Source organism: Curtobacterium aurantiacum (genome assembly GCF_018598555.1).
Classification (GTDB): domain Bacteria; phylum Actinomycetota; class Actinomycetes; order Actinomycetales; family Microbacteriaceae; genus Curtobacterium; species Curtobacterium aurantiacum.
This window is the reverse complement of record NZ_JAHEWN010000006.1, coordinates 18219-38495: the sequence shown is the minus strand read 5'-3', so window position 1 is coordinate 38495 and position 20277 is coordinate 18219. Positions and strand designations below refer to the sequence as shown.

At 69.8% G+C, this 20277-nt stretch carries 26 protein-coding genes; 20 read left to right on the top strand and 6 right to left on the bottom strand.

Annotated features, from left to right (window positions below; genetic code table 11):
• Positions 1 to 55 precede the first annotated feature (55 nt).
• On the top strand, positions 56 to 1219 hold the full coding sequence (locus tag KK087_RS07155) for a mechanosensitive ion channel family protein (RefSeq protein ID WP_214564680.1): 1164 nt from the start codon (positions 56 to 58) through the stop codon (positions 1217 to 1219).
• A gap of 124 nt (positions 1220 to 1343) precedes the next feature.
• Here KK087_RS07155 and KK087_RS07150 read toward each other — a convergent pair whose 3' ends face one another.
• A complete protein-coding gene (locus KK087_RS07150; protein WP_214528306.1) occupies positions 1344 to 1532 on the bottom strand; it encodes a hypothetical protein in 189 nt (62 codons plus the stop codon).
• 29 nt (positions 1533 to 1561) lie between these two features.
• A complete protein-coding gene (locus KK087_RS07145) occupies positions 1562 to 1852 on the bottom strand; it encodes a helix-turn-helix domain-containing protein (RefSeq protein WP_214564679.1) in 291 nt (96 codons plus the stop codon).
• Positions 1853 to 1951: 99 nt separating this feature from the next.
• On the opposite strand from KK087_RS07145, the gene KK087_RS07140 reads away from it, so the two are divergent.
• The 18 genes from KK087_RS07140 (at position 1952) to KK087_RS07055 (ending at position 16683) form a co-directional block, all read left to right on the top strand.
• Positions 1952 to 2146 carry a MerR family transcriptional regulator gene (locus KK087_RS07140; protein ID WP_214564678.1) on the top strand — a complete coding sequence of 65 codons (195 nt, stop codon included), beginning with the start codon at positions 1952 to 1954 and terminating at the stop codon, positions 2144 to 2146.
• 11 nt (positions 2147 to 2157) lie between these two features.
• Positions 2158 to 2766: a helix-turn-helix domain-containing protein gene (locus KK087_RS07135; RefSeq protein ID WP_214564677.1), complete on the top strand. Its 609-nt coding sequence runs from the start codon at positions 2158 to 2160 to the stop codon at positions 2764 to 2766.
• A 286-nt stretch (positions 2767 to 3052) separates the two neighbouring features.
• Positions 3053 to 3262 carry a hypothetical protein gene (locus tag KK087_RS07130; RefSeq protein WP_214564676.1) on the top strand — a complete coding sequence of 70 codons (210 nt, stop codon included), beginning with the start codon at positions 3053 to 3055 and terminating at the stop codon, positions 3260 to 3262.
• Positions 3259 to 3564, top strand: coding sequence for an HNH endonuclease (locus tag KK087_RS07125; protein WP_214564675.1), 306 nt, complete (start codon positions 3259 to 3261; stop codon positions 3562 to 3564). Before KK087_RS07130 ends, KK087_RS07125 begins: the two co-directional genes overlap by 4 nt.
• Complete coding sequence (locus KK087_RS07120) at positions 3558 to 5195, top strand: terminase large subunit domain-containing protein (RefSeq protein WP_214564674.1); 1638 nt, start codon at positions 3558 to 3560, stop codon at positions 5193 to 5195. The genes KK087_RS07125 and KK087_RS07120 overlap by 7 nt, the downstream gene beginning before the upstream one ends.
• Positions 5196 to 5530: 335 nt before the next feature.
• Positions 5531 to 6595: a phage portal protein gene (locus KK087_RS07115; RefSeq protein ID WP_214564673.1), complete on the top strand. Its 1065-nt coding sequence runs from the start codon at positions 5531 to 5533 to the stop codon at positions 6593 to 6595.
• Between the two features lie 4 nt (positions 6596 to 6599).
• Positions 6600 to 8342: a hypothetical protein gene (locus tag KK087_RS07110; protein WP_214564672.1), complete on the top strand. Its 1743-nt coding sequence runs from the start codon at positions 6600 to 6602 to the stop codon at positions 8340 to 8342.
• A 17-nt stretch (positions 8343 to 8359) separates the two neighbouring features.
• Positions 8360 to 8989 (top strand): hypothetical protein, encoded by a 630-nt coding sequence (locus KK087_RS07105; RefSeq protein WP_214564671.1) that lies wholly within the window; start codon positions 8360 to 8362, stop codon positions 8987 to 8989.
• On the top strand, positions 8986 to 9375 hold the full coding sequence (locus KK087_RS07100; RefSeq protein WP_214564670.1) for a hypothetical protein: 390 nt from the start codon (positions 8986 to 8988) through the stop codon (positions 9373 to 9375). The genes KK087_RS07105 and KK087_RS07100 overlap by 4 nt, the downstream gene beginning before the upstream one ends.
• Positions 9376 to 9379: 4 nt before the next feature.
• Positions 9380 to 9853, top strand: coding sequence for a hypothetical protein (locus KK087_RS07095; RefSeq protein WP_214564669.1), 474 nt, complete (start codon positions 9380 to 9382; stop codon positions 9851 to 9853).
• A gap of 14 nt (positions 9854 to 9867) precedes the next feature.
• The gene (locus KK087_RS07090; RefSeq protein WP_214564668.1) at positions 9868 to 10371 is read left to right on the top strand and encodes a hypothetical protein; all 504 of its coding nucleotides are present in this window, start codon (positions 9868 to 9870) and stop codon (positions 10369 to 10371) included.
• Positions 10371 to 12095 (top strand): hypothetical protein, encoded by a 1725-nt coding sequence (locus KK087_RS07085; RefSeq protein ID WP_214564667.1) that lies wholly within the window; start codon positions 10371 to 10373, stop codon positions 12093 to 12095. The genes KK087_RS07090 and KK087_RS07085 overlap by 1 nt, the downstream gene beginning before the upstream one ends.
• The gene (locus tag KK087_RS07080) at positions 12095 to 13039 is read left to right on the top strand and encodes a hypothetical protein (RefSeq protein WP_214564666.1); all 945 of its coding nucleotides are present in this window, start codon (positions 12095 to 12097) and stop codon (positions 13037 to 13039) included. The genes KK087_RS07085 and KK087_RS07080 overlap by 1 nt, the downstream gene beginning before the upstream one ends.
• A gap of 2 nt (positions 13040 to 13041) precedes the next feature.
• Positions 13042 to 14766, top strand: coding sequence for a hypothetical protein (locus tag KK087_RS07075; RefSeq protein ID WP_214564665.1), 1725 nt, complete (start codon positions 13042 to 13044; stop codon positions 14764 to 14766).
• Between the two features lie 9 nt (positions 14767 to 14775).
• A complete protein-coding gene (locus KK087_RS07070; protein WP_214564664.1) occupies positions 14776 to 15402 on the top strand; it encodes a hypothetical protein in 627 nt (208 codons plus the stop codon).
• Positions 15399 to 15734: a hypothetical protein gene (locus KK087_RS07065; RefSeq protein WP_214564663.1), complete on the top strand. Its 336-nt coding sequence runs from the start codon at positions 15399 to 15401 to the stop codon at positions 15732 to 15734. Before KK087_RS07070 ends, KK087_RS07065 begins: the two co-directional genes overlap by 4 nt.
• Positions 15731 to 16414: a hypothetical protein gene (locus KK087_RS07060; protein ID WP_214564662.1), complete on the top strand. Its 684-nt coding sequence runs from the start codon at positions 15731 to 15733 to the stop codon at positions 16412 to 16414. Before KK087_RS07065 ends, KK087_RS07060 begins: the two co-directional genes overlap by 4 nt.
• The gene (locus KK087_RS07055; protein ID WP_214564661.1) at positions 16414 to 16683 is read left to right on the top strand and encodes a hypothetical protein; all 270 of its coding nucleotides are present in this window, start codon (positions 16414 to 16416) and stop codon (positions 16681 to 16683) included. Before KK087_RS07060 ends, KK087_RS07055 begins: the two co-directional genes overlap by 1 nt.
• Here KK087_RS07055 and KK087_RS07050 read toward each other — a convergent pair.
• From KK087_RS07050 to KK087_RS07040, 3 genes are read right to left on the bottom strand one after another with little or no spacing between them, the layout of a single operon-like run.
• Positions 16680 to 16910: a hypothetical protein gene (locus KK087_RS07050; RefSeq protein WP_214564660.1), complete on the bottom strand. Its 231-nt coding sequence runs from the start codon at positions 16908 to 16910 to the stop codon at positions 16680 to 16682. The two genes, KK087_RS07055 and KK087_RS07050, sit on opposite strands and share 4 nt — an antisense overlap.
• 52 nt (positions 16911 to 16962) lie before the next feature.
• The gene (locus tag KK087_RS07045; RefSeq protein WP_214564659.1) at positions 16963 to 17754 is read right to left on the bottom strand and encodes a tyrosine-type recombinase/integrase; all 792 of its coding nucleotides are present in this window, start codon (positions 17752 to 17754) and stop codon (positions 16963 to 16965) included.
• A gap of 48 nt (positions 17755 to 17802) precedes the next feature.
• The gene (locus KK087_RS07040; RefSeq protein ID WP_214564658.1) at positions 17803 to 17994 is read right to left on the bottom strand and encodes a hypothetical protein; all 192 of its coding nucleotides are present in this window, start codon (positions 17992 to 17994) and stop codon (positions 17803 to 17805) included.
• Positions 17995 to 18093: 99 nt separating this feature from the next.
• Between KK087_RS07040 and KK087_RS07035 the strand changes: the two genes are divergently transcribed.
• Positions 18094 to 19245: an ArsB/NhaD family transporter gene (locus tag KK087_RS07035; RefSeq protein ID WP_214564657.1), complete on the top strand. Its 1152-nt coding sequence runs from the start codon at positions 18094 to 18096 to the stop codon at positions 19243 to 19245.
• Between the two features lie 18 nt (positions 19246 to 19263).
• Here KK087_RS07035 and KK087_RS07030 read toward each other — a convergent pair whose 3' ends face one another.
• Positions 19264 to 20235 carry a magnesium transporter CorA family protein gene (locus tag KK087_RS07030; RefSeq protein ID WP_214564656.1) on the bottom strand — a complete coding sequence of 324 codons (972 nt, stop codon included), beginning with the start codon at positions 20233 to 20235 and terminating at the stop codon, positions 19264 to 19266.
• Positions 20236 to 20277 lie beyond the last annotated feature (42 nt).

Below are 20277 nucleotides of genomic sequence, written 5' to 3'. Positions count from 1 at the left end.
GGTCATCGGCCCCGGTTCCTGAACGACGGTCGCCGTCCGTTGCTTGCATGGAGGGATGGACATCCTCCTCCGACTCCTCGTCGCGATCGGGTTCGCCCTGCTCGTCACCGCCGTCGTCGCCCTCGTCCTGCACCTGGTCCTCCGGGCGATCGCGCGCCGGGAACGCTGGGCCGGCGTGCTCTCGCGCCGGACCAAACACCCCTTCCGCACGGTGCTCCTGGTGGTGCTGCTCTGGATCGCGTTCACGTCCAGCATCCCGAGGAACGCCGACGCGTACCCGTGGCGCGACGAGGTCGTGCACGCCTTCCTCATCGTCACGATCGCGGCGGGTTGCTGGCTCGCGTGCCAGGTCGCGATCTTCCTCGAGGACCTCGGGCTGCACCGCTTCCGCATCGACGTGCCGGACAACCGCCAGGCACGACGCATCCGCACGCAGGTGCTCATCATCCGACGGCTCACCGTCGCCCTGCTCGTCATCATCGCCGTCGGCGCGATCCTGCTGACCTTCGACGGGGTCGAGGCGGCCGGCGCGAGCGTCCTCGCCAGCGCCGGGCTCATCTCGGTGGTCGCGGGCCTCGCCGCCCAGTCCACGCTCGGCAACGTGTTCGCGGGCATGCAGCTGGCGTTCTCCGGCTCGATCCGGGTGGACGACGTCGTCGTGGTCGAGCAGCAGTGGGGCCGGATCGAGGAGATCACCCTCACCTACGTCGTCGTGCACCTGTGGGACGACCGACGGTTCGTCCTGCCGTCGACGTACTTCACGAGCACCCCGTTCGAGAACTGGACGCGCACCGGCAGCGAGCTCCTCGGCGCCGTGGAGTTCGACCTCGACTGGCGGGTGAGCCCGGCCGACATGCGCGCCGAGCTCGACCGGATCCTCGACACGTCGACGATCTGGGACCGCCGGGTCAAGGTGCTCCAGGTCACCGACGCCGTCGGGGGACTGGTCCGGGTCCGCATCCTCGTCACCGCTCCGGACGCCGGCGGGCTCTTCGACCTGCGCTGCTACGTGCGCGAGGAGATGGTCGAGTGGATCCAGCGGACCCACCCGGATGCCCTGCCGGTCCAGCGGGTGCAGCTCACCGAGCCGACCGCCCCGGCACCGCGCCGACGCGGACGTCCGGCAGAGGGGGACTCCCAGCTGTTCGGCGACGACGAGCGCGGTGCGCTCTTCACCGGACCGATCCAGACCTCCGGCATCCCCGAGTCGGAGCGCTGATCCGGTGACGGGATCGGCGTGCCCTGCACGGCCACGACGACGAACGGGAGGCACGGTGCCAGCTGGCACCGTGCCTCCCGTTCGTCAGGCCGGTCGCGTCGACGACCGCCTGCCGTGTCTCGACCTACTGGCGCGCCTTGACCGCGCGGTCGTCCTCGACGACCGTGCCGATGGCCACGATCGACGTGGCGATCCACGCGACCCAGGTCAGCGCGAGCCGCCAGTCACGCGGTCCTTGGCGGGTGGTCTGCAGCACGCTGTAGCCGCTGATGAGCGAACTCCACACCGCACCGTTGAACATGAACTTGCGCACAGAGGCCTCCTGTCGTCGTGCTGACAACGCTACCGGCCCGTAGTTGCCATGCCCCCAGGAGAGGTCGGTGAGCCGTTGTCGGCCCATCCGAGGAACCACTCCCGGGCGACGCCGGTGAGGTCTTCGAGCTTCTCGGCGACCTCGACCATGCGCGGGGGCTGGTTCTTGTCGACCTCCCAGGCTGCATACGCCTGACGTCCGACACCGAGCCGCTCGGCGAACTCGGCCTGCGTCATGCCGCTCTCTCGACGGACCTTCCGCACGCGCTCACCGAACGAGAAGGTCGGGTAGCGGTGTCGCATCTGCACCACGTTTGACATGGGGCCGAGCGTAGCCATACCTACGCAGACGTGTCAATAGGTACGCAGAATCCACCCAGCTAGTTGCACTGGAACCTAGACATAGCTATCGTCCGTGTCATGACCGATAGCAATAGCCAGACCGACGAGCAAGTGCTCGCGATCGGCGACGTTGCGACCCGTCTCGGTGTGTCGATCGCGACAGTACGGCGTTGGGAGCGCGACGGCAAGATCGCCGCGTTCCGGACGCCGGGGAACCAGCGTCGGTTCCGCGATCGCGACGTCGAGACGATCCGCACCGGAGGCCGCTCGTGAGCGTCGAGGCAATGAGCCTCGCGCTCCACCACAGCAACGCGAAGGGCACCGCGAAGATCGTGCTCCTCGGCATCGCGAACCACGCCGGAGACGGCGGCTCGTGGCCGTCCGTGCCGACCCTGGCCGCGTACGCGAACGTCGACGAGCGAGGCGTCCAGCGGGCGATCGAACAGCTGATCAAGTCCGGCGAGGTCCGCCGTGACCTGCAGGCCGGCGGGCTCCGCGGCATGGCCGACTTCGACCGCCCGAACCTCTACCACGTCACCCTCGCCTGCCCGGTGAACTGCGACCGCACGACCGCCCACCGCGTCTCGTGCGTGACGTGCGGCAAGCCGCTCAGGCCCCGCGAGCGACGCCTCAGGGTCCTCTACTGCCACCGCGCCGAGTGCCACCCGAACCGGGTGGCGTTCGCGCCACCCGGTGGCGCAGGTGACACCCCGGGGGGTGGCGCAAGCGCCACCCAAACCGTCCCTGAACCATCCACACATCTATCTCACTACCCAAAGCAACCACAGACCGCGCGCGGAGCTACTTGCACGACCCGCACCGGACTCCACGACTTCCACCCCACGACCGGCTGGTGCCTCAACGCCTGCGGCGCACGAGACGAGGAACGATGACCCCCGACATGCACAACGACCCGTACGTGCTGCTCGCACTCGCAGCAGCAGCGTGGGTGATGCTCTGCCTCCCTGCCCCTCGTCCTCGGCGTCGGAAGACCGACGCCCCTCGCGAGAACCGTTGGAGGAACCGGTGGCACTAAGCATCCGCGAGCCCGCCGACTGTGTCGCAGCTGGGTACGACTCGCACGATCCCGACGACGCGGGACTATGTCGACGCTGCGGTGCAGTCCTGACCATCACCTTGCGTCCAGAGCAAGGCGCAGGGACAGCACCGAGAGATCGCGTGACCGAGATCGGCACGAGCCTCCGAGACCTCGGCATCGCCGTGTCGGTCGGATCGTTCGTCCCCGGCGGCGTGGCCGTCCGCCTCGACATCGCGGACGTCAGCCGGTGGCTCGAACCCGACGAGGCGCACGCGATCGCCACCGCGCTCGAAGCAGCAGCGATCGAGGCCGTGCACGAGGACCGAGCGCAGCGGCGGCGGGCCACGTGAGCAGACACCACCGCGGCGCGACGGGCACCGCGCTGCGCAAGGCCCGCGTGCGGATCGCCGCCACGCTGCCCGCCGCGTGCGTCAACCAGCCCTGCCGCCACGGTGGGTTCGTGTTCCCCGACCAGGCATGGGACGTCGGCCACATCATCGACGCGAGTGCCGGCGGAAGCGACGCCCTCGACAACCTCGGCCCCGCGCACGTCGAGTGCAACCGCCGCGACGGCGGCAAGCTCGGCGCAGCGATCACCAACGCTCGCCGCGCCGCGACGAGCACGACCAACCGAAGGATGCGCCCATGGTGACGAAGCCGAAGTCCGAGCTCGTGCCGACGCAGACGAGCGCACTCTTTGAGATCGCAGATCAACCCCCGCATGGCGTCTCGAAAACTTTCTCTCACTCCGGGGCGCTGGGCGTCCGGATCACCCCGACCGAGCCGAAGCGCGGCGGGGGAGTCCCGCCGCTGTGGGTGTCGCCGTCCGATCGCGCCGACGAGTGGGAGCACGAGTTTCTCCGGGGGGCTGACCTCATGGGATTCGACCCCACGCCGCAGCAATGGCTCCTCGCCGACGCCCTGAACGCGCACCACGACGACGGCGAGCCCCTCGCCAGCACGACCGCGGTCTGCGTTCCTCGCCGAGCGGGCAAGACGACGACGCTCCTCGCGACCGCGCTCGGCCGCGCAGCCGAGCGGCCCAACTACGTCGTGCTGTTCACCGCGCAGTCAGGCACGAAGGCCCGTGACCGGTTCCTGGCCATGGCCCGCACGCTCGAGCGGCGCTGGCCCAACGAGGCCGAGCGCGGCTTCAAAATCCTGAAGGGCGCCGGGCACCAGGTCGTCGAGTTCACCAACGGATCCTTCCTGCAGGTCGTCCCGCCGAAGCAGGAATCGTTCCGCGGTGACGAGGGCGACCTGATCATCCTCGACGAGGCGCAGGAGCACGACGCCGAGGTCTCCGGCGAGCTGCTCGGCGCGATCCTGCCCGTCATGGACACCCGCCCGGGCGCGCAGCTCGTCGTCGCCGGCACCGCTGGCGAGCACCGGTCCGGCCTGTTCTGGGACACCCTGGAGGAGGGCCGCACCAGCGTGCGGGCGATCCGCGCCGGACAGGAGGCCGAGTCGCCGACCGGCATCTGCGAGTACGCCGCGTCCGACCAGATCAGCGCCCCGGACCTGCTCACGGACGGCCAGAAGGACTGGTCGAAGGCCGAGCCGCTCGTCACGGCCGCGCACCCGGGCGTCGGGACGCTCACCACGGTCGCGAAGATGCGCGAGCGGTTCGCGAAGCTGCCGCTGCCGCAGTTCCTCCGCGAGTACCTCGGCGTCTGGCCCGAGGACTACAGCCGCTCCGCGATCGATGCGAAGGCATGGCGCGACGCTGGGCTCGACTTCGAGGACCGTCCGGCCGACGTCGTGTTCGCGTTCGACGTCGCTCCGGAGGGCACGACGGCGGCGATCGCCGCCGCGTGGCGCGTCGAGGGGGAGGCCCGCGTCGAGATCGTCTGGCACGAGCCGCTCTCGGACCGGCTCGTCACCGAGCTCACCCGGCTCGCGTCGACGTACCGGACCACGGTCGGCCACGACACCGTCGGCGCGGTGCTCGCCGAGGCCGAGGCGCTCGGCCGGAAGCGGCCCAAGCCTCGGACCCGGCCGATCGTCTACCGCGACGTCGGAGCCGCGTGCGCGACGTTCATGAAAGACCTCATGGCCGGCAAGCTCCACCACTTCGACCAGCCCGAGCTCAACGCCGCCGCGGCCGGTGCGGCGAAGCGCCCGCTCGGCGAGAACGCCTGGGGCTGGGGCCGGAAGGCGTCCGGCGACACCGACATCACGCCGCTCGTCGCCGCGACGATCGCGCTCCGCACCTACGACACCACCCCACGACGCGAGTCCAGCCGGATCGTGTCAAGCCGATCCCTCAGGAGGGCCTCGTGATCCGCAACACGCACACGGGCGAGCGAGTCGAGTGGGGCCTGGAGTCGCCCCCGCGAAGCGGAATCGTCGTCGAGCTCCCGAAGCGGGTCGACTACGACGTCGACGCGCTCACCGGCCGACGGCCCGGCGAGTCTGTGGCCGAGTTCGGGAGGCTCGCCGGCGTCCGCTGCGACGACCTCGCATGCCAGTGCCACCGATCGGCATGGCTCCACTCGGTGAACGAGTGCCAGCTGAGGCCCGTGACGCGGGCTTTCGTCGAGGTGCCGCTCTGGTAGACACTCTGCAAACCTATTCAAAGTAGCCATAGCTATCAAAGCGCCGTTACGGTCCCTCCCATGGGAATCCGGACGGCGCTTCGACTCGTGCAGGACGCGACCACGCTCGAACGGTCCCGCGACTCTGCAACGGGCATCATCAGCCCCTGGCAGACCGGTGCGCCGACGAAGATCGTCTGGTCCGACATTTTCGGCACCAAGGCCGAGCTCATCACTCGTGCGGACGCCATGACGATCCCGCCCGTCACCAAGGGTCGCGGCATCATCGTGTCCCAGATCGCGCCGGCCCCGCTCCGCGCCTGGCAGGACGCCGAGCTCGTCTCCGATCAGCCGGAGTGGCTGCACCACACCGAGGGTGCCCTCGGCCCCTGGCACCGCATGGCCTGGACGATCGACGACCTGCTGTTCTCCGGCTACTCGCTCTGGGGCGTCGAGCGCGGCGACGACGGCAAGATCACCGACGCGCACCGCATCCCGATCGAGTGGTGGAAGATCGACCCGCAGTCCGGGGAAATCCTCGTCCAGAACAGCGGCGACGGCAAGCAGGAGCCCGTCGACGACTCGTCCGTGATCCTGTTCCCCGGCCCTCAGGACGGGCTCCTCTCGATCGCGACGCGGAGCCTCCGCGGTGCTGCGTCGATCGAGGAGTCCTGGGTCAAGCGCATGCGCGTCCCGATCCCCGTCACCGAGCTCAACCAGACGCAGGACAACGGGCTCACGCCCGAGGAGGCCGAGGAGCTCGTCCAGGCGTACATCGACGCCCGCATGGACGAGAACGGCGCGGTCGTCCTCACGCCCTTCGGCGTCGAGCTCGTCGCGCACGGCACCGAGGCCGTCAACGTCGCGACCGACGCCCGGAACTACTCGAAGGTCGACGTCGCCAACTTCCTCATGCTCCCGGCATCGGTGCTCGACGGGTCCGTGTCGACCGCGTCGCTCACCTACTCGACCAAGGAGGGCGCCCGCAACGAGGTGCTCGACTACCCGCTGCGCTACTGGTCCGACCCGATCGCCGCCCGCCTCTCGCAGGACGACGTGTCCGACGAGGGCGTGTCGATCCGCTTCGACTTCACGCGCATCACCACCCCGACCGCGAGCCCGTCCGGGCCGAACACGGAGGACTGACCACATGACCGACGTACAGATCGAGGCCGGCACCCTCACCGCGAATCGCGAGGAGCGTGTCGTAACCGGCATGCTCCTCCCGTTCGGTGAGGTCGGCCGCACCAACCTGGGGAAGTTCAGCGTCCCCGGCCCCGGCGTGTTCCAGATGCCCGAGGACACGAGCACGCTCCTGGCAAACCTCGACCACAACCGCGAGCACCCGGTCGCGACCGCGCTCACCGCGACCGAGACGCCCGCTGGGATCGTCGCGTCGTGGCGCGTCGCGAAGGGCGCTCAGGGCGACCAGCTGCTCGCCGAGATCGACGACCCGAGCAACACCGAGGCGCGCCGGGCGCTGTCGATCGAGGTCGCCGACGTCGTGCTGCGCGCCGGGAAGGCCATCTCGGGCCGCATCTTCGGCGGCGCGTTCGTGAAGGCCGGCGCGTTCCCCTCCGCGACCCTCATGGCCGCAGACGTCGGCGAGGAGCCGGGCAACGAGCCCGTCGCGCCCGATGACCCCGAGGCCGAGACGACCGAGGAGTCCAAGACCAACCCGGACGGGTCCGTCACGAAGACCACCACGTCGACCAAGACCGAGGCCGACGCCGAGGGAAACACCACCACCGTCAAGACCGTCACCACCCTCACCACCGAACCCGCCGCGCCGCCGGCCAACACCGAAGGAGACACCGTGCCGAACGCACAGGTCCCGAACACGCTCACCGCTCGCAAGGCCGGCGACGCCCCGAAGGGCCTGTCGTTCCTCGGTCTGTCCCGCAAGCTCGCCGAGGCCAAGGGCAGCGGCTCGCAGTCGCTGTACGCCGCGATCGCCAAGGAGGAGGAGGCCGCGTCCAGCCTGTTCGCCGCGCTCAACGACGTCAAGTACGACGGCGGGCCCGCCGACGCGATCACCGCCGTCCCGCAGTGGCTCGGCGAGCTCTACTCCGGCCGCGCGTTCCAGCGCCGCATCACGCCGCTCGTCGGCTCCGGGTCGCTCACGAGCTTCAAGATCGCCGGGTGGCGCTGGGCTGTGAAGCCCGAGGTCGGGCCGTGGGCAGGTAACAAGACCAACGTGCCGTCGAACACCCCGACGACCGAGTCCTACGAGACCACCGCTCGCCGGTTCGCTGGCGCGCACGACGTCGCCCGCGAGTACCGCGACTTCAACGTCACCGAGTTCTGGGACGGCTACTTCCGCGGCATGACCGAGTCCTACGACCGCCAGGTCGACCAGGCCGTGCTCCTCGACCTGCTCGAGGCGGCGACCCCGGTCACCCGCGGCACCGTCCCCACCGACGTCTCCCCGGGCATGGTGTCGATCGTCGACGGCGCGCTCGCGATCCTCGACGAGGGCCTGCCGTCCTACGCCGTCGTCGCCAAGGATCTCTACCGCGACATCCTGCTCACCCGCAACGACGACACCCTCGCGTACCTCAACGCCGCGTTGGGCCTCGAAGAGGGCACGATCACCACGTTCAAGGTGATCCCGCACAAGGACATGACCGCCGGCACGGCGCTCGTCGGCGCGAAGGAGGCCGCGACCAGCTACGAACTCCCCGGCGTCCCGATCCGCGTCGAGGGCCTCGACATGGTCAAGGGTGGCATCGACCCGGGCCTGTTCGGCTACCAGGGCACCGTCATCCACGACGAGGCCGCGCTCGCGCTCGTCGAGCCCGCCAGCGCACCCGCAGCGTTCGCGTTCTCGGACCCCTACGGCCCCACCGTGCCCGTCGAGTCCAGCGCGCCCACCACGCCCGCCGGTTCCTGAGAGCGCAGGGAACGTCCGTGAACATCATCCCCGTCGACCCCATCGTCCTCGCGCTCGGCGACCAGCCGATCGGTGAGTTCCAGGCCGAGTTCGTCGACGACCGGGGCGACGTCGCGGACGTTCCCGCCGACGAGCTCACGGCTGAGCTCGTCACCGCGGGCAGCGCGCCCGCCCGCTACACGGTGGCAGTCCGCGCGACCGAGGAGCTCGTGACGATCACCTGGCCGGACATGCCGGCCCTCACGGTCGCCGGGGTGCTCCGCGTCGTGGTCCGAGGCAACGGCGTCCGCATCGGCACGCTCCGGCTCGTCGTCGAGGACTACACGACCGGCTGGCTCACGATCGACGACGTCCGCGCTCGCACCAGCTGGGCGGACGCACCCGACGACGACGTGACCCTCTACGAAGTGCTCGAAGCCTCCCGGGTCGCGTGCATCAACTGGGCGCCCGCCCTCGCCGAGGGCGAGCTCCCGCCGGCCAACTACCTGATCGCGCAACTCATGCAGGCCCGGTCGGTGTGGAACAGCGTCAAGTCCGGCCCCGGCGACCAGATCGGCGCGGACGGCTTCACCGTCCGCGTGTTCCCCCTCGACGCGACCGTCAAGGCGCAGCTGCGCCCGAAGCGCGCTCTACCGGTGATCCGGTGAGCGCGTCGTCGCAACTCGGCGACGTGTTCGCCGCGATTCTTCCGTCCCGATTCAAGGTCGTCGGCGAACCGCGCGAGCTCGACGCCCTGCAGGCCCGCGAGCCCGTCGTCGTCGTGATCCGGACCAGCCTCGAACCGGGCCCCCGCGCCCGCGTGCGCGTCAACACGTTCGCCGTGTGGGTGATCCAGCCGAAGCAGTTCGAGGGAGCCGAGGACGCCCTCGACGACGACCTCGACGAGGTGCTCGCGCTGATCGACGGCGACGAGCGACTCCTCTGGACGAACGCCGAGCGATCGACGTACGGCCGCAACGAGGACGGCAACGACACCTACCCCGCCTACCGAATCACCCTCACGCTCGCCACGAGCGTCCAGATCAAGGAGTAGCACCATGGCCGACCCCATCATCCCCGTGACCGCACGACCGCTGAAGTCGATCGTCCTGTCGCTCGAAGGCAACGACTTCGGCGCGCACGTGTCCAACGTCGCCCAGGTCCCCACCACGCAGCAGATCACCTGGCAGGGGCTGAAGCCCTCCGCCGCGCTCACGTCGTCGTCCGCCCCGACGTGGGTCACGACCATGAACGTCGTGCAGGACTGGGAGAACCCCAACTCGCTGAGCAACTACCTGCTCGCCAACCAGGGCAAGACCGCGACCCTGCGGTTCTACCCGGCCGACGACGGCGAGTTCTACACCGAGACGGAGGCGACCCTCGTCGCGCCGCAGATCGGCGGCGCGGTGAACGCCTACAACGAGTCCACCGTCTCGCTCGGCTGCACGCCGCCCGAGCCGCACTTCCCGTCGCCGGAAGGCACCGCACCGACGGCACCGGACGACGACCCGTCCACCCCGATCCAGTCCTAGCGAGAGGCCGCCTGGTGCTCGACGTCCGAGGCTCCGACGAGCTCCAGGCGGTCATCCTCGCCCTTCGGCAGATGGACCGCACGCTGCGCAAGCAGATCTACCGGTACAGCCGACAGGCGATCGCGCCGGACTGGAAAGAGGCAATCGCCTCTGCATCAACCACTGACATTGAGCGGCAAGTGCTGCTCCGTGGCGCACGCGCCGACGTGTCGGCCGACCGCATCACGCTCGTCGCCGCGAGCTCGAAGCGGAAGCTCCGAGGCGGCGCGAGCCCCGCCGACATCGGCCACGCCGTCGAGTTCGGTGCCCCCTGGCGGCGTGCGGAGATCACCGCGACGTCCTCGAAGGGCAAGCGGTACTCCTACACCCGCACCGTCAACAAGCAGTTCAAGCCCCGCCGTGCCCGCGGCCACGTCGCCTACCCGGTTGCCATGCGCAACGTCGGCCGGTACGCGTCGCTGTGGGTCCAGATCACCGTGCGAGCCATGCACGAAGCCGTAGAAGGGAGGTCGTCCTAGTGGCCGGCATCACCATCAGTCTCCTGTCCAACGTCCGCGACGTCGTCCGCGGAGCGAAGGAAACCGAGGGAGCACTCGACGACGTCGCCGACGCCCTCGACGACCTCGCCCGCGAGGGCAAGCGCACCGGGCAGGAGCTCGGCGACGGCATCACCGACGGCATGGACGGCACCGCCCGCGAGGCTAAGCGGCAGGGCGACAAGATCGGCGATGCCCTCGCTGACGGCGTCGGCGACGGCACGAAGGAAGCCGGGAAGGACGTCGACCAGCTCGAGCGGAAGTTCCGCGAGCTCGCCGAGGCCACGAAGCGGACCGACCTGAGCCCGGGGCCGTCGATCGCGAAGACGACCAAGCAGGGCATGTCGGAAGCCTCCGAGTCCGTCCAGACCTTCAGCGACGAGGCGAAGTCGAACCTCTCCGAAGTCGCGTCGTCGTTCACCGGCGACACCCAGTCCGTCGTCGACCTGTTGCAGGGCACCCTCGGCGGCGTGATCGCCGATCTCGGGCCCCTCGGCCTCGCAGCCGGCACGGCCGGCGCCGCCGCGATCGGTCTGATCGGGCAGGCGTTCGTGCAGGCCGGTGAGGACCAGGAGGCGTTCAAGGAGCGCGTCAAGACCATGACGCAGGAGCTCGTCGACGAGTTCGCCGACACCGGCGACGCCGTGTCCGCGATCGACGAGAAGCTCCGCCAGTGGGCGTCCGACAACGAGCGCTACGGGGTGTCCCTCGTCGACCTCCGCAAGGACGCGAAGCTGCTCGACGTCGGCTTCGACGACCTCGCGACCACGATCGCGGGCGGCACCACGAAGGAGCTCCGCCGGATGCAGGAGCAGGTCGAGGAGTCGGAGGAGAAGCTTCGACGCGAGGCGGCGACCCTCGACACGACCGCGAACGCACACCGAGAGGGCGCCCGCGCCGCTGGCGAGAACGCCGAGCGGCTCCGGAAGGACGTCCTCCCCGCGATCGAACAGCAGATCGAGGCGAACGAGAACGCCGCTGCCGCACAGGAGGCCCTCGCCAAAGCGAACGGCATGACGGTCGAGCAGTACGAGGCGTACGTCGACGCGACCAACCGGAGCAAGGAAGCGACCGAAGCTTTCGCCGACAGCCTGTCGACGACCCTCGCCGACGCCGCCGAGTCGAGCGCCGAGGCCCTCGACAACCGGATGCTCAACACCGACAAGTACCTCACCGGGCTCCAGGAACGCACCGACGCCGCCCTCCAGTACAAGGCCAACGTCCAGGCGATCGGTGAGCAACTACCCGCCGACCTGTTCAACTTCGTGCGCGAGCAGGGTCCCGGCTTCTCCCGCGAGATCGCGACGTACCTGTCCGCGACGCCCGCGCAGCAGGAGGCAATCCGCGCCGGGTGGTCGATCGACGCGCAGGTCACCGCGGACACGTCCAACCTCGACGCGACGACCGACGCGAAGGGCAAGGAGACCAAGAAGGGTCCGACGTCGAAGGTCCAGGGCGACACGTCCGACCTCGACAAGAAGACCGACCAGAAGGCCAAGGAGAAGAACCCCGGCCCCACGTCCAAGCTCCGCGCCGACACGAGCGACGTCGACGACGCGATCAAGAAGCTGAAGGGCCAGAAGGTCGACGGCCCCACCGTCGTCTACAAGGCCGACACGTCCGCGCTCGACGACGTCAACCGGCGGATCGCCAACAACCCCGTCACCCAGATCGTCAACCAGCGCATCGGAAAGCGAGTCGCCTGATGCCCTCCACCGTCTCCTCCGACCTGATCAGCCACGAGAACACCTACGCATGGCTCGGCACCGCCGGGAAGTCCGTCTCGACCCTCACACGCGACGGCATCGAGGTCCGACGCAACCTCGACCCCAACCCCGGGTTTGAGGTCGACACGTCTACCTGGAGCGGCTCCGCCGGCACGACCGGTGTCGACGTCTCCCGCTCGACGACCGTGTCCCACACCGGGTCGTCGTCGCTCCGAGTCCGCTGGCAGTCCCCGACAGCACAGGCGTCCTGGGCAGCCCACACGGTGACCGGCCTCGTCGACGACACCGACTACATGGTGTCGCTGTGGATCTCGGTCCCGATCAAGCTGGCACGCCCGGTACTCCTGTCCGTGACCGACTCCGGCACGCAGGGGCCGAACGCCGTCACCGTGCAGGCCGCGACCCCCGGGTGGCAGCGCGTGGTGATCCCGTACCGGACGCTCGTGGGCCGCACGGGATTCTCGATCTGGCTGTGGGACCCGAACGTGTACACCGGCGGCTACCTCGACCAGAGCGTGTACATCGACGACGTGCTGATCGAGACGGGCAGCGCCGAGCTCCCGTTCTTCGACGGCTCGACGCCGAGCTACGTCGAGTTCGAGAACACGCAGCCGCTCGTGGTGAACGGGTGGCAGGAGGGCGCCACCGGCCGGAACATCGTCAACCCGATCATCGGCGGCGGCATCGACGTGACGCTGCAAGAAGCGTCGCTGAGGCAGGGCGCGTTCGAGCTCGTGTACCAGGACGAGGACGAAGCGGCGTTCGCGTTCGCCATGCACCAGCGCCCGTCGACGTTCACGATCACCGACTCCGAGCGTCCCTCGGTCGCCATGACGTACGTCGTCGACGGCCGGATCAGCCGCACCCTCGACGACGAGACGCGCGACTACTGGATCGTTCGCGTCGAGTACCAGGAAGTGTGACCGTGGCGATCCTCACCGCGCAGACGTTCACGCTCACCGTCGCCGGCACCCGGCTCGACCCCGTCGGGAACCGCATGGTCGTCACGATGGACGAGGGCAACAGCCCGTGGCTGACCGCCGAGGCCACCGTGCGCCGCCCATCGGACGCCGTCATGGCGCTGCTCGAACCGGATCGGCGATCGCCGGTCGTCCTGACACTCGCCGCGCCTGCGTCGCTGACGCTGCGGTTCACCGTGCAGGGCCGCGAGTTCGCCCCGGAGTCGGACACCGTTGCGCTGACGCTCGTCTCGGACGAGTACCCGCTCCTGACCTACGCGCCGTCGACCCCGGTCGACCTGCGCGCGAAGAGCTACCAGGCATCGGCGCGTGCGATCGCCGCGAAGGTCGTGTCGACCGCACTCGGTAGGGCCACCGCGGTCGAGCTCGCCGCTGGCACCGCCGACCAGTCGTTCACCACGTACGCCGCCGCGCAGAACCTTATCCCCAACCCCGACGTCACGACGCTGAACACCTACGCGGGCTCGTCGACCCCGGCCGCGCAATTCAGCTTCGACCTCACGCCCTACGACGGCGTGAACTACGCCGCCGCCACAGGGCTGTCGCAAGTGACCGTGATCCAGGTCGGCCTCAACCAGGGCACCGTCTCCGCGTCGCCCGGCACCACGTACACCGCGAGCGTGCTCATGCGCGCCACCAGCGGCAGCAACGTGACCGGGACGCTGATCCTCCAGTTCACCAACGAGGCGGGCACTGTCGTCTCGCAGAGCACGAAGGGCCTCGGTCTGCTGAAGGTGCTCGTCAACCAGCAGACCGACAGGGTGTCCATCACCGGCACCTGCCCGGAGGGCGCCACGTCGGTGCGGCTCGTCGCCCGCGGGTCGAGCTCCTCTCGGACGTCGATCGCCGTAGGCAAGTGGATGATCACCGAGGGCGACGGCCTCGAAACCGACGGCACGTCGCTCATGACGTGGTTCGCTGGCGACTCGGTCCCCGGCACGACCGGCTACGTCTACGGCTGGGACGGCGCAGCCAACAACTCGTCGTCGACCCGCACGCCGGTCGTCGATCGCGAACCCGAGTCGCTGCTCTGGAAGCAGACCGACGTCGCGGACGACTTCCTGCGGCCGATCCTCGAATCGATCGGCATGCGCCTGTTCCAGAACGAGGCCGGCACGTTCGTTCTCGCCGACAACGGGTACAAGGTGCCCGGGCAGGTCGTCATGCAGCACGGGTCGACGCTCTACGGCGGCCAGGAGTCGTCGTCGGTGCTCGACGACGGTGAGGACGGGTTCCCGCTCAACGCCGACGCCGTGATCGTTACCTACGCCTGGACCGACGCCCTCGGCCGCGCGCGGACCGCGACGGACTTTGCGAAGGCCGGCGCGACGTACAGCCGCCCCTACGTGCTCGAGAAGACCGACACCCCGTACCCAGGGCCCGGGCAGGCGAAGTTCCTGCTCGCTCGGCTCCTCGCCCGGAAGCGGCAGATCGACACGGTCGGTCGACCCGACTGGTCCGCTCGCCCGGGCATGTCCGCGGTCGTGTCGCTCCCGCACCGACCAACCGCGACGGGCTACGTGCAAGCCCTCGTGTTCGACCTCTCCGCCGCGACGATGACCGTCACGACGAAGGGCCTCGTCACCACCCCGCCCGGCTCGATCGGGAACGCACCCATCACCCAGACCATCGGCAGCGTGGCCGGAACCATCGCTGCTTACACCAACTAGGAGGCCCACGTGGCTGTAGGAGACGCCGCAGGTGCGGCGGGACTCAAGGTCTACGACGACTCGCTGCTCGTCACTGACCTCGACACCGGGCTCAACCAGCGCGGCGACGAGCTCGCCGCCGTCATGGGACGGACGAGCAAGGTCGAGAAGGCGATCCTCGCGACGCCCAAGTTCAGCGTGTCCCGCTCGTCGACGGGCCTGACGTTCAACCACGACGAAGCTCGGATCGTCACCGGCACCGCGTGGGCCGCCCCGACGAAGCGCGTCGGCGGGTTCACCTGGTCCGGCGGCGTACTCACGGTCCCGCGTGCCGGCATGTACATGGTGCAGGCCACGCTGAAGCTGAACGCCGAGGACTATTACGCCCAGTACGTCATGGTGACCCGGAACAGCGAGGACGCCGCAGACGCCGGCGCCGCCGTCTGCAGGGCGGTCGTCTACCCCGGCCCGCGCGGCTTCAACGACGACCCGAACGTTGCCCCGTCGATCACCGCATCTCGGCTGTGCGTGTCCCTGAACGCGAACGACAAGCTCCGCGTCGTCGGGTACCAGCGCAACTACGGCGGACAGTCCACCGCGATCGACGCGGGCTCGACCTCGCTCACCTTCGAGGTGCTGTGGGTGGACGAGCAGTGACCGCGGCCGACGCGGTGCTCGACGACCCGATCACTCGGTGGACGACGCTCGTCGCGGGCGTCGGCGCGATCGTGCTCGCCGTCCTCTACGTCATCGTCAAGCTCCGCAAGCTCGCCGATGACCTCGGCCTCGTCAAGCACGAGGTCAAGAACGACCACAAGACGAACCTCCGCGAGGAGGCCGACGACCGCCACTCGCAGAACTACCGGGCGCTTGCCCGGATCGAGGAGAAGGTCGACGCCCTCGCGATCACCGCGGGCGTCCACCAGTTCCGACTCGACCAGATCGACGAAGACCTCGAACGCACCCGAGACAGGAGACCCGAACGATGACCCTCACCCGCACCACGCGCGCCGACGCCTCGGCGTACGCGCTCGGCCTTGCTGGTCGCACTCGCGACCGCCTGCCCGTCCCGTGGACCGCCTCGCCCGTGATGGACGACTGCGCGGCGTTCTGCTCGCACGTCCTCTGGGGAGGCAAGCCCGGGCCGATCCTCTGGGTCGACAACTTCAAGACCGCGGGCGACGGCACCTACGCCGCCGGCACCGACGACCTCGAACCGTGGGACGTCCTGATCTTCGACTGGGAGGGCAACGGCGTCGGCAACCACGTCGAGTTCATGGTCGGGGATCTCGGCAACGGCTACGTCACCACCTACGGCGCCAACGGAGCCGACAGCCGCGAAGCCCGCTACCGGACGCGCCCCCTGCGGTACGTCCAGGGCCGTTTCCGCCCCCGGTGGACGTCTGCACCCATCCCCGCCCCGTCCAAGCCCGCCAACAGCCACACAGCCCCTAGGAGGCACCGCATGTACAGCATCATCCCCGTGACCAAGAAGCCGACCGAGAAGGCCAACGCCGCCTACGTGTGCGGCCCGAGCGGCAAGCGCGTCCCGATCCAAAGCCCGGAGGACCGGGACCTCCTCGTCCGCTACCGCGACAACGACGGCTCCGACACGATGCTCACCCGCGAGCTCGACATCGTCGCCAGCTACCTCGAGCGGATCGCCTGATGGGCGACCACGAGAAGACCACGTCGACCGCCTCCGCGATCGGCACCGTCCAGCGCTACGCGAAGGCGCTCGTCGCGCTCGTCGGGTCCGTGCTCACCGCCGGGGTGTTCACGCTCCCGGACGAGGCGCAGCCCTGGGTCGGCCTCGGCATGGCCGTGCTGACGACCGTCGCCACGTACGCGGTGCCGAACGCGACGCCGCCTGAGGAGGTGACCAGCGCCGGCTACCCGGACGGGTTGAAGACCGAGCCCGAGGACGCGCTCGGCTAGGAGTCACCGAGGCGCGACTCGCACGCTTCGGTGACCTTGCTGAGGGTCGGGGCGTACAGGTCCGAGCCTGGGTCGACGTTCTCCATGGACGCCTCGACGCAGGCTCGGACTGGCGCGTCTCCGGCGTCCTTCGGGTGGGAGCGCAATGACTGGCCTCCGACGTACGCGACGACACCGACGATCACGAGGAACGCGCCGACGCCGATCCACCACTTCAACTTCCCCATGCGGGGAGGGTACCGGTCCGGGGCCTGTTCGGGTCAGGTCCCGGACCGGGGGTCACGCCGCCAGCCGGGTCGCGGCGGACGCCCGCTCCAGGTCGTCGAGCTCGACGTGCAGGTAGATCGCCGTCGTCGTCGGTTTCGCGTGCCCGAGGAACTCCTGGGCGACCCGGAGGTTGTTCCCCGTGCCCCGGTAGACCGTCGTGCCCGCACGGTGGCGCAGAGCGTGCGTGTTGAGCCCCGTGAGGTTCCGCACGTGCCGCCAGATCGTTGCGGGCTCGACGTGCGGCGCCCGGGGCCCGGGGAAGTAGTAGCCGGCGCGCACCTGGTCGCGCTCCAGGACGTCGAGCGCCGCGGCGAGCTCCGGCGACGTGTGCAGGTGACGCAGCTTGCCGCCCTTGCCCCGCACGGCGAGCCACTCGCCGCGCCGGTCGTCGACGTGCAGCCCCGCGATCTCGCTCGCCCGGAGGCCGCACTCCGCGCCGAGCAGCAGCATGACGCGCTCGGACGGCGTCGCCTCGTCGAGCGCGCGCACCAGGACGTCCGTGCTGGCGATCCTCGCCGCCGTGCGGGGCACGGGAGGCCGGGACATGTCCTCGGTCGGGTTGACGCTCACGAGGCCCTGACGCGCCGCCCAGCGGTAGAACGTCCGGAAGCTGGCGACGACGGTCGCGCGCGTGTTCGGCGTCCACGAGGCGTCCGCGTCGAGGAAGTCCCAGAGGTCGTCCTCGGTCGCGGTGAGCGGGTCGACGACGGCGGAGAGTCGGCGCAGCCAGTAGGTGCGGGTGCTGACGGTGGCGGGGGAGTACCGACGACCGAGGTAGGTCGCGTACGCGGCAAACGTGTGCATACCTTCAACTATCTCGAATACCGGTAGGTATGACGGCGTGTTGTCAGATCACTCGTACGGCACGACGGCTTGCCGCGCCGGGCGGTCGTCCTCGCCCGTCTCAGTGCGCCAGTTGAGGTTCAGGACGTCAGCGTGGGTGCACGCGCGGTAGACCGCCCGGAAGCGCTCACCGCATGAGCAGCGAATCGTCTTGACGTCGCCCGTGGGCGGCGTCAGCACGTGCGGCGGGGTCGCGCTCATGCTGCGACTGCGCTCAGGTGGCGAACCGGTGCAATGTATCGGCCCGTACATTGGAGCGCCGCCGGTCACCCTGCCGCGGCATCGGCTGGAGGAGTGTTCGTGCGTCAGGCGGTCATCGGAGCGGCCCTGCTCGTCGTCGGCGCGGTCTGCGTCGTGTTCGGGTTGCTGCCCCTCGACGACCTCGCCGTGCTCGCAGACCGGGTCCTGCCGGTCCTGGGGTTCGTGCTCGGACTCACCATCGTCGCCGAGCTCGCCGCCGACGCCGGGGTGTTCGACCGCCTCGCCGACGTCGCCGCTCGGATCGGCGGCGGTCGCACCGTCGGTCTCTGGGGCGCGGTCGTCGTCCTCGCCGTGCTCTGCACCGTCTTCCTGTCGATCGACACCACGGCGGTGCTCCTCACCCCGATCGTCATCTCGCTGGCGCGGCGGGTGGGGCTGCCCCCGATGCCGTTCGCCCTGACCACGGTCTGGCTCGCGAACACCGCCTCGATGCTGCTGCCGGTGTCGAACCTGACCAACCTGCTCGCCGTCGACCGGATGGGGCTCGGCGGCCCGCTGCCGTTCGCCGGGCTGATGGCCTGGCCCGCCGTCGCCGGGGTGGTCGTGCCGTGCGCGGTGCTGCTCGTGGTGTTCCGGGGCAGGCTGTTCGGTCGCTACACGCCCGTGTCGGTGCGGAAGCCGAGTGACCCGGTGTCGTTCTGGGCGGCCTCCGGGGTGCTCGTCGCCCTCGTCGTCGCGCTGACCGCCGGCGTGACCGTCTGGATCGCGGCGATCGCGGCAGCCCTCGTGCTCGTCGTGGTCGCGGCGTTCCGGTCGCCGTCCGACCTCCGGGTGTCCCGCGTGCCGTGGTCGACCCTGCTCTTCGCCGCCGGGCTCTTCGTGGTGGTCGAGGCGCTGCACACGACGGGCATCACCGATCCGATCGTGCACGCGCTGCAGGGCGGTACCGGCACGGGCTCGCTGCTGCTGCTCGGCGGAGCCGGGGCGGTCGCGGCGAACGGCATCGACAACCTGCCGGCGTACCTGGTCCTCGAGCCGGCCGCCGGGCACGAGGCGCTGCGGTACGCCGCCCTGCTCATCGGTGTGAACGCCGGGTGTCTCATCACCCCGTGGGCCTCGCTGGCGACGCTGCTGTGGCACGCTCGCCTGTCGGCCGAGGGCGTGCACCTGTCGTGGGGCCGCTACATCGCGCTCGGCTGCATCGTGGCGCCGCTCACCGTCGTCGCCGGGGTCCTGGCACTCGCGCTCTGACGCGGGCGGGCCGCATGGTCAGAGCCAGTCGCGGGTCTTGAAGACGCGGTAGAGGACGAGCGACGATGCGATGATGATCGCGAGCGACGCCCCGAGGCCGCTCCAGGCCCCCTCGCCCGGGAACTTCACGTTCTGGCCGAAGAAGCTCGTCACGCCGGTCGGGATCGCGATGATCGCCGCCCAGCTCGTCACCTTCTTCATCACGGTGTTCTGCCGGTTCGACGCCAGGTTCAGGGTGGTGTCCAGCACGCTCGAGACCGCGTCGCGGAGCTGCTCGACCGAGTCGGCGATCGAGACGAGGTGGTCCTCCACGTCGCGGAAGTACGGCCGGATGCCGTTCGAGATCGTCTCTGCGTCGCCGTGCAGCAGCGAGGCCACGCTGTCCCGGGTCGGGACGACCAGCCGCCGGAGGACACCGAGGGTCTTGCGGAGCCGGAACGAGCGACGCTGGATCTGCTGCTCGCGGGGGTCGCCCGGCTCGAACAGGTCGTCCTCGAGCGCGTCGAGCTGTCGCTCCAGCTCCTCGACGGTGTCGGTGGCCCGGTCGACGACGGCGTCGAGCAGCGCCCAGACGAGCCAGGGCACGCCGTGCTCGGCCATGTCGGAGTTCGCGGTGATGCGGCGCTCCATCGGCGTGGTGTCGACGTCGGAACCGTGGATCGTGACGAGGGCGCGCTCCGTGACGAAGGCCTTCACCTCGTGCGTGACGAGGTCACCGTCGTCGTCCGTGCCGCCCACGTCGTAGACGACCAGGAAAAGGCTGTCGCGGTACCGGTCGAGCTTCGGGCGTTGGCCGTGCTCGACCGCGTCCTCGACCGCGAGCGCGTGGATGCCGAGCTCCTCCTCGACCTGCTCGAGGTCGGCAGGCGTCGGGTCGGTGTAGTCGATCCAGACGAAGGTGTCCGGGTCGGCGACGAGTTCGGAGATGCGGTCGACGGGGAAGTCCCGCTCGACGGAGTCACCCCTGCACCACGCCCGTGTCCTGACCATGCTCGTCAGCCTAGTGAGACGGCCGACCCGGTCATCCCGGGT

Excerpts from the sequence above, each read along its gene's own strand:
- KK087_RS07030 (WP_214564656.1), bottom strand. The coding sequence starts at position 20,235 with ATGGTCAGGACACGGGCGTGGTGCAGGGGTGACTCCGTCGAGCGGGAC.
- KK087_RS07050 (WP_214564660.1), bottom strand. The coding sequence starts at position 16,910 with ATGGGGAAGTTGAAGTGGTGGATCGGCGTCGGCGCGTTCCTCGTGATC.
- KK087_RS07110 (WP_214564672.1), top strand. The coding sequence starts at position 6,600 with ATGACCGACGTACAGATCGAGGCCGGCACCCTCACCGCGAATCGCGAG.
- KK087_RS07095 (WP_214564669.1), top strand. The coding sequence starts at position 9,380 with ATGGCCGACCCCATCATCCCCGTGACCGCACGACCGCTGAAGTCGATC.
- KK087_RS07155 (WP_214564680.1), top strand. The coding sequence starts at position 56 with ATGGACATCCTCCTCCGACTCCTCGTCGCGATCGGGTTCGCCCTGCTC.
- KK087_RS07055 (WP_214564661.1), top strand. The coding sequence starts at position 16,414 with ATGGGCGACCACGAGAAGACCACGTCGACCGCCTCCGCGATCGGCACC.
- KK087_RS07140 (WP_214564678.1), top strand. The coding sequence starts at position 1,952 with ATGACCGATAGCAATAGCCAGACCGACGAGCAAGTGCTCGCGATCGGC.
- KK087_RS07040 (WP_214564658.1), bottom strand. The coding sequence starts at position 17,994 with ATGAGCGCGACCCCGCCGCACGTGCTGACGCCGCCCACGGGCGACGTC.
- KK087_RS07135 (WP_214564677.1), top strand. The coding sequence starts at position 2,158 with ATGAGCCTCGCGCTCCACCACAGCAACGCGAAGGGCACCGCGAAGATC.
- KK087_RS07060 (WP_214564662.1), top strand. The coding sequence starts at position 15,731 with ATGACCCTCACCCGCACCACGCGCGCCGACGCCTCGGCGTACGCGCTC.
- KK087_RS07115 (WP_214564673.1), top strand. The coding sequence starts at position 5,531 with ATGGGAATCCGGACGGCGCTTCGACTCGTGCAGGACGCGACCACGCTC.
- KK087_RS07045 (WP_214564659.1), bottom strand. The coding sequence starts at position 17,754 with ATGCACACGTTTGCCGCGTACGCGACCTACCTCGGTCGTCGGTACTCC.
- KK087_RS07120 (WP_214564674.1), top strand. The coding sequence starts at position 3,558 with ATGGTGACGAAGCCGAAGTCCGAGCTCGTGCCGACGCAGACGAGCGCA.
- KK087_RS07080 (WP_214564666.1), top strand. The coding sequence starts at position 12,095 with ATGCCCTCCACCGTCTCCTCCGACCTGATCAGCCACGAGAACACCTAC.
- KK087_RS07145 (WP_214564679.1), bottom strand. The coding sequence starts at position 1,852 with ATGTCAAACGTGGTGCAGATGCGACACCGCTACCCGACCTTCTCGTTC.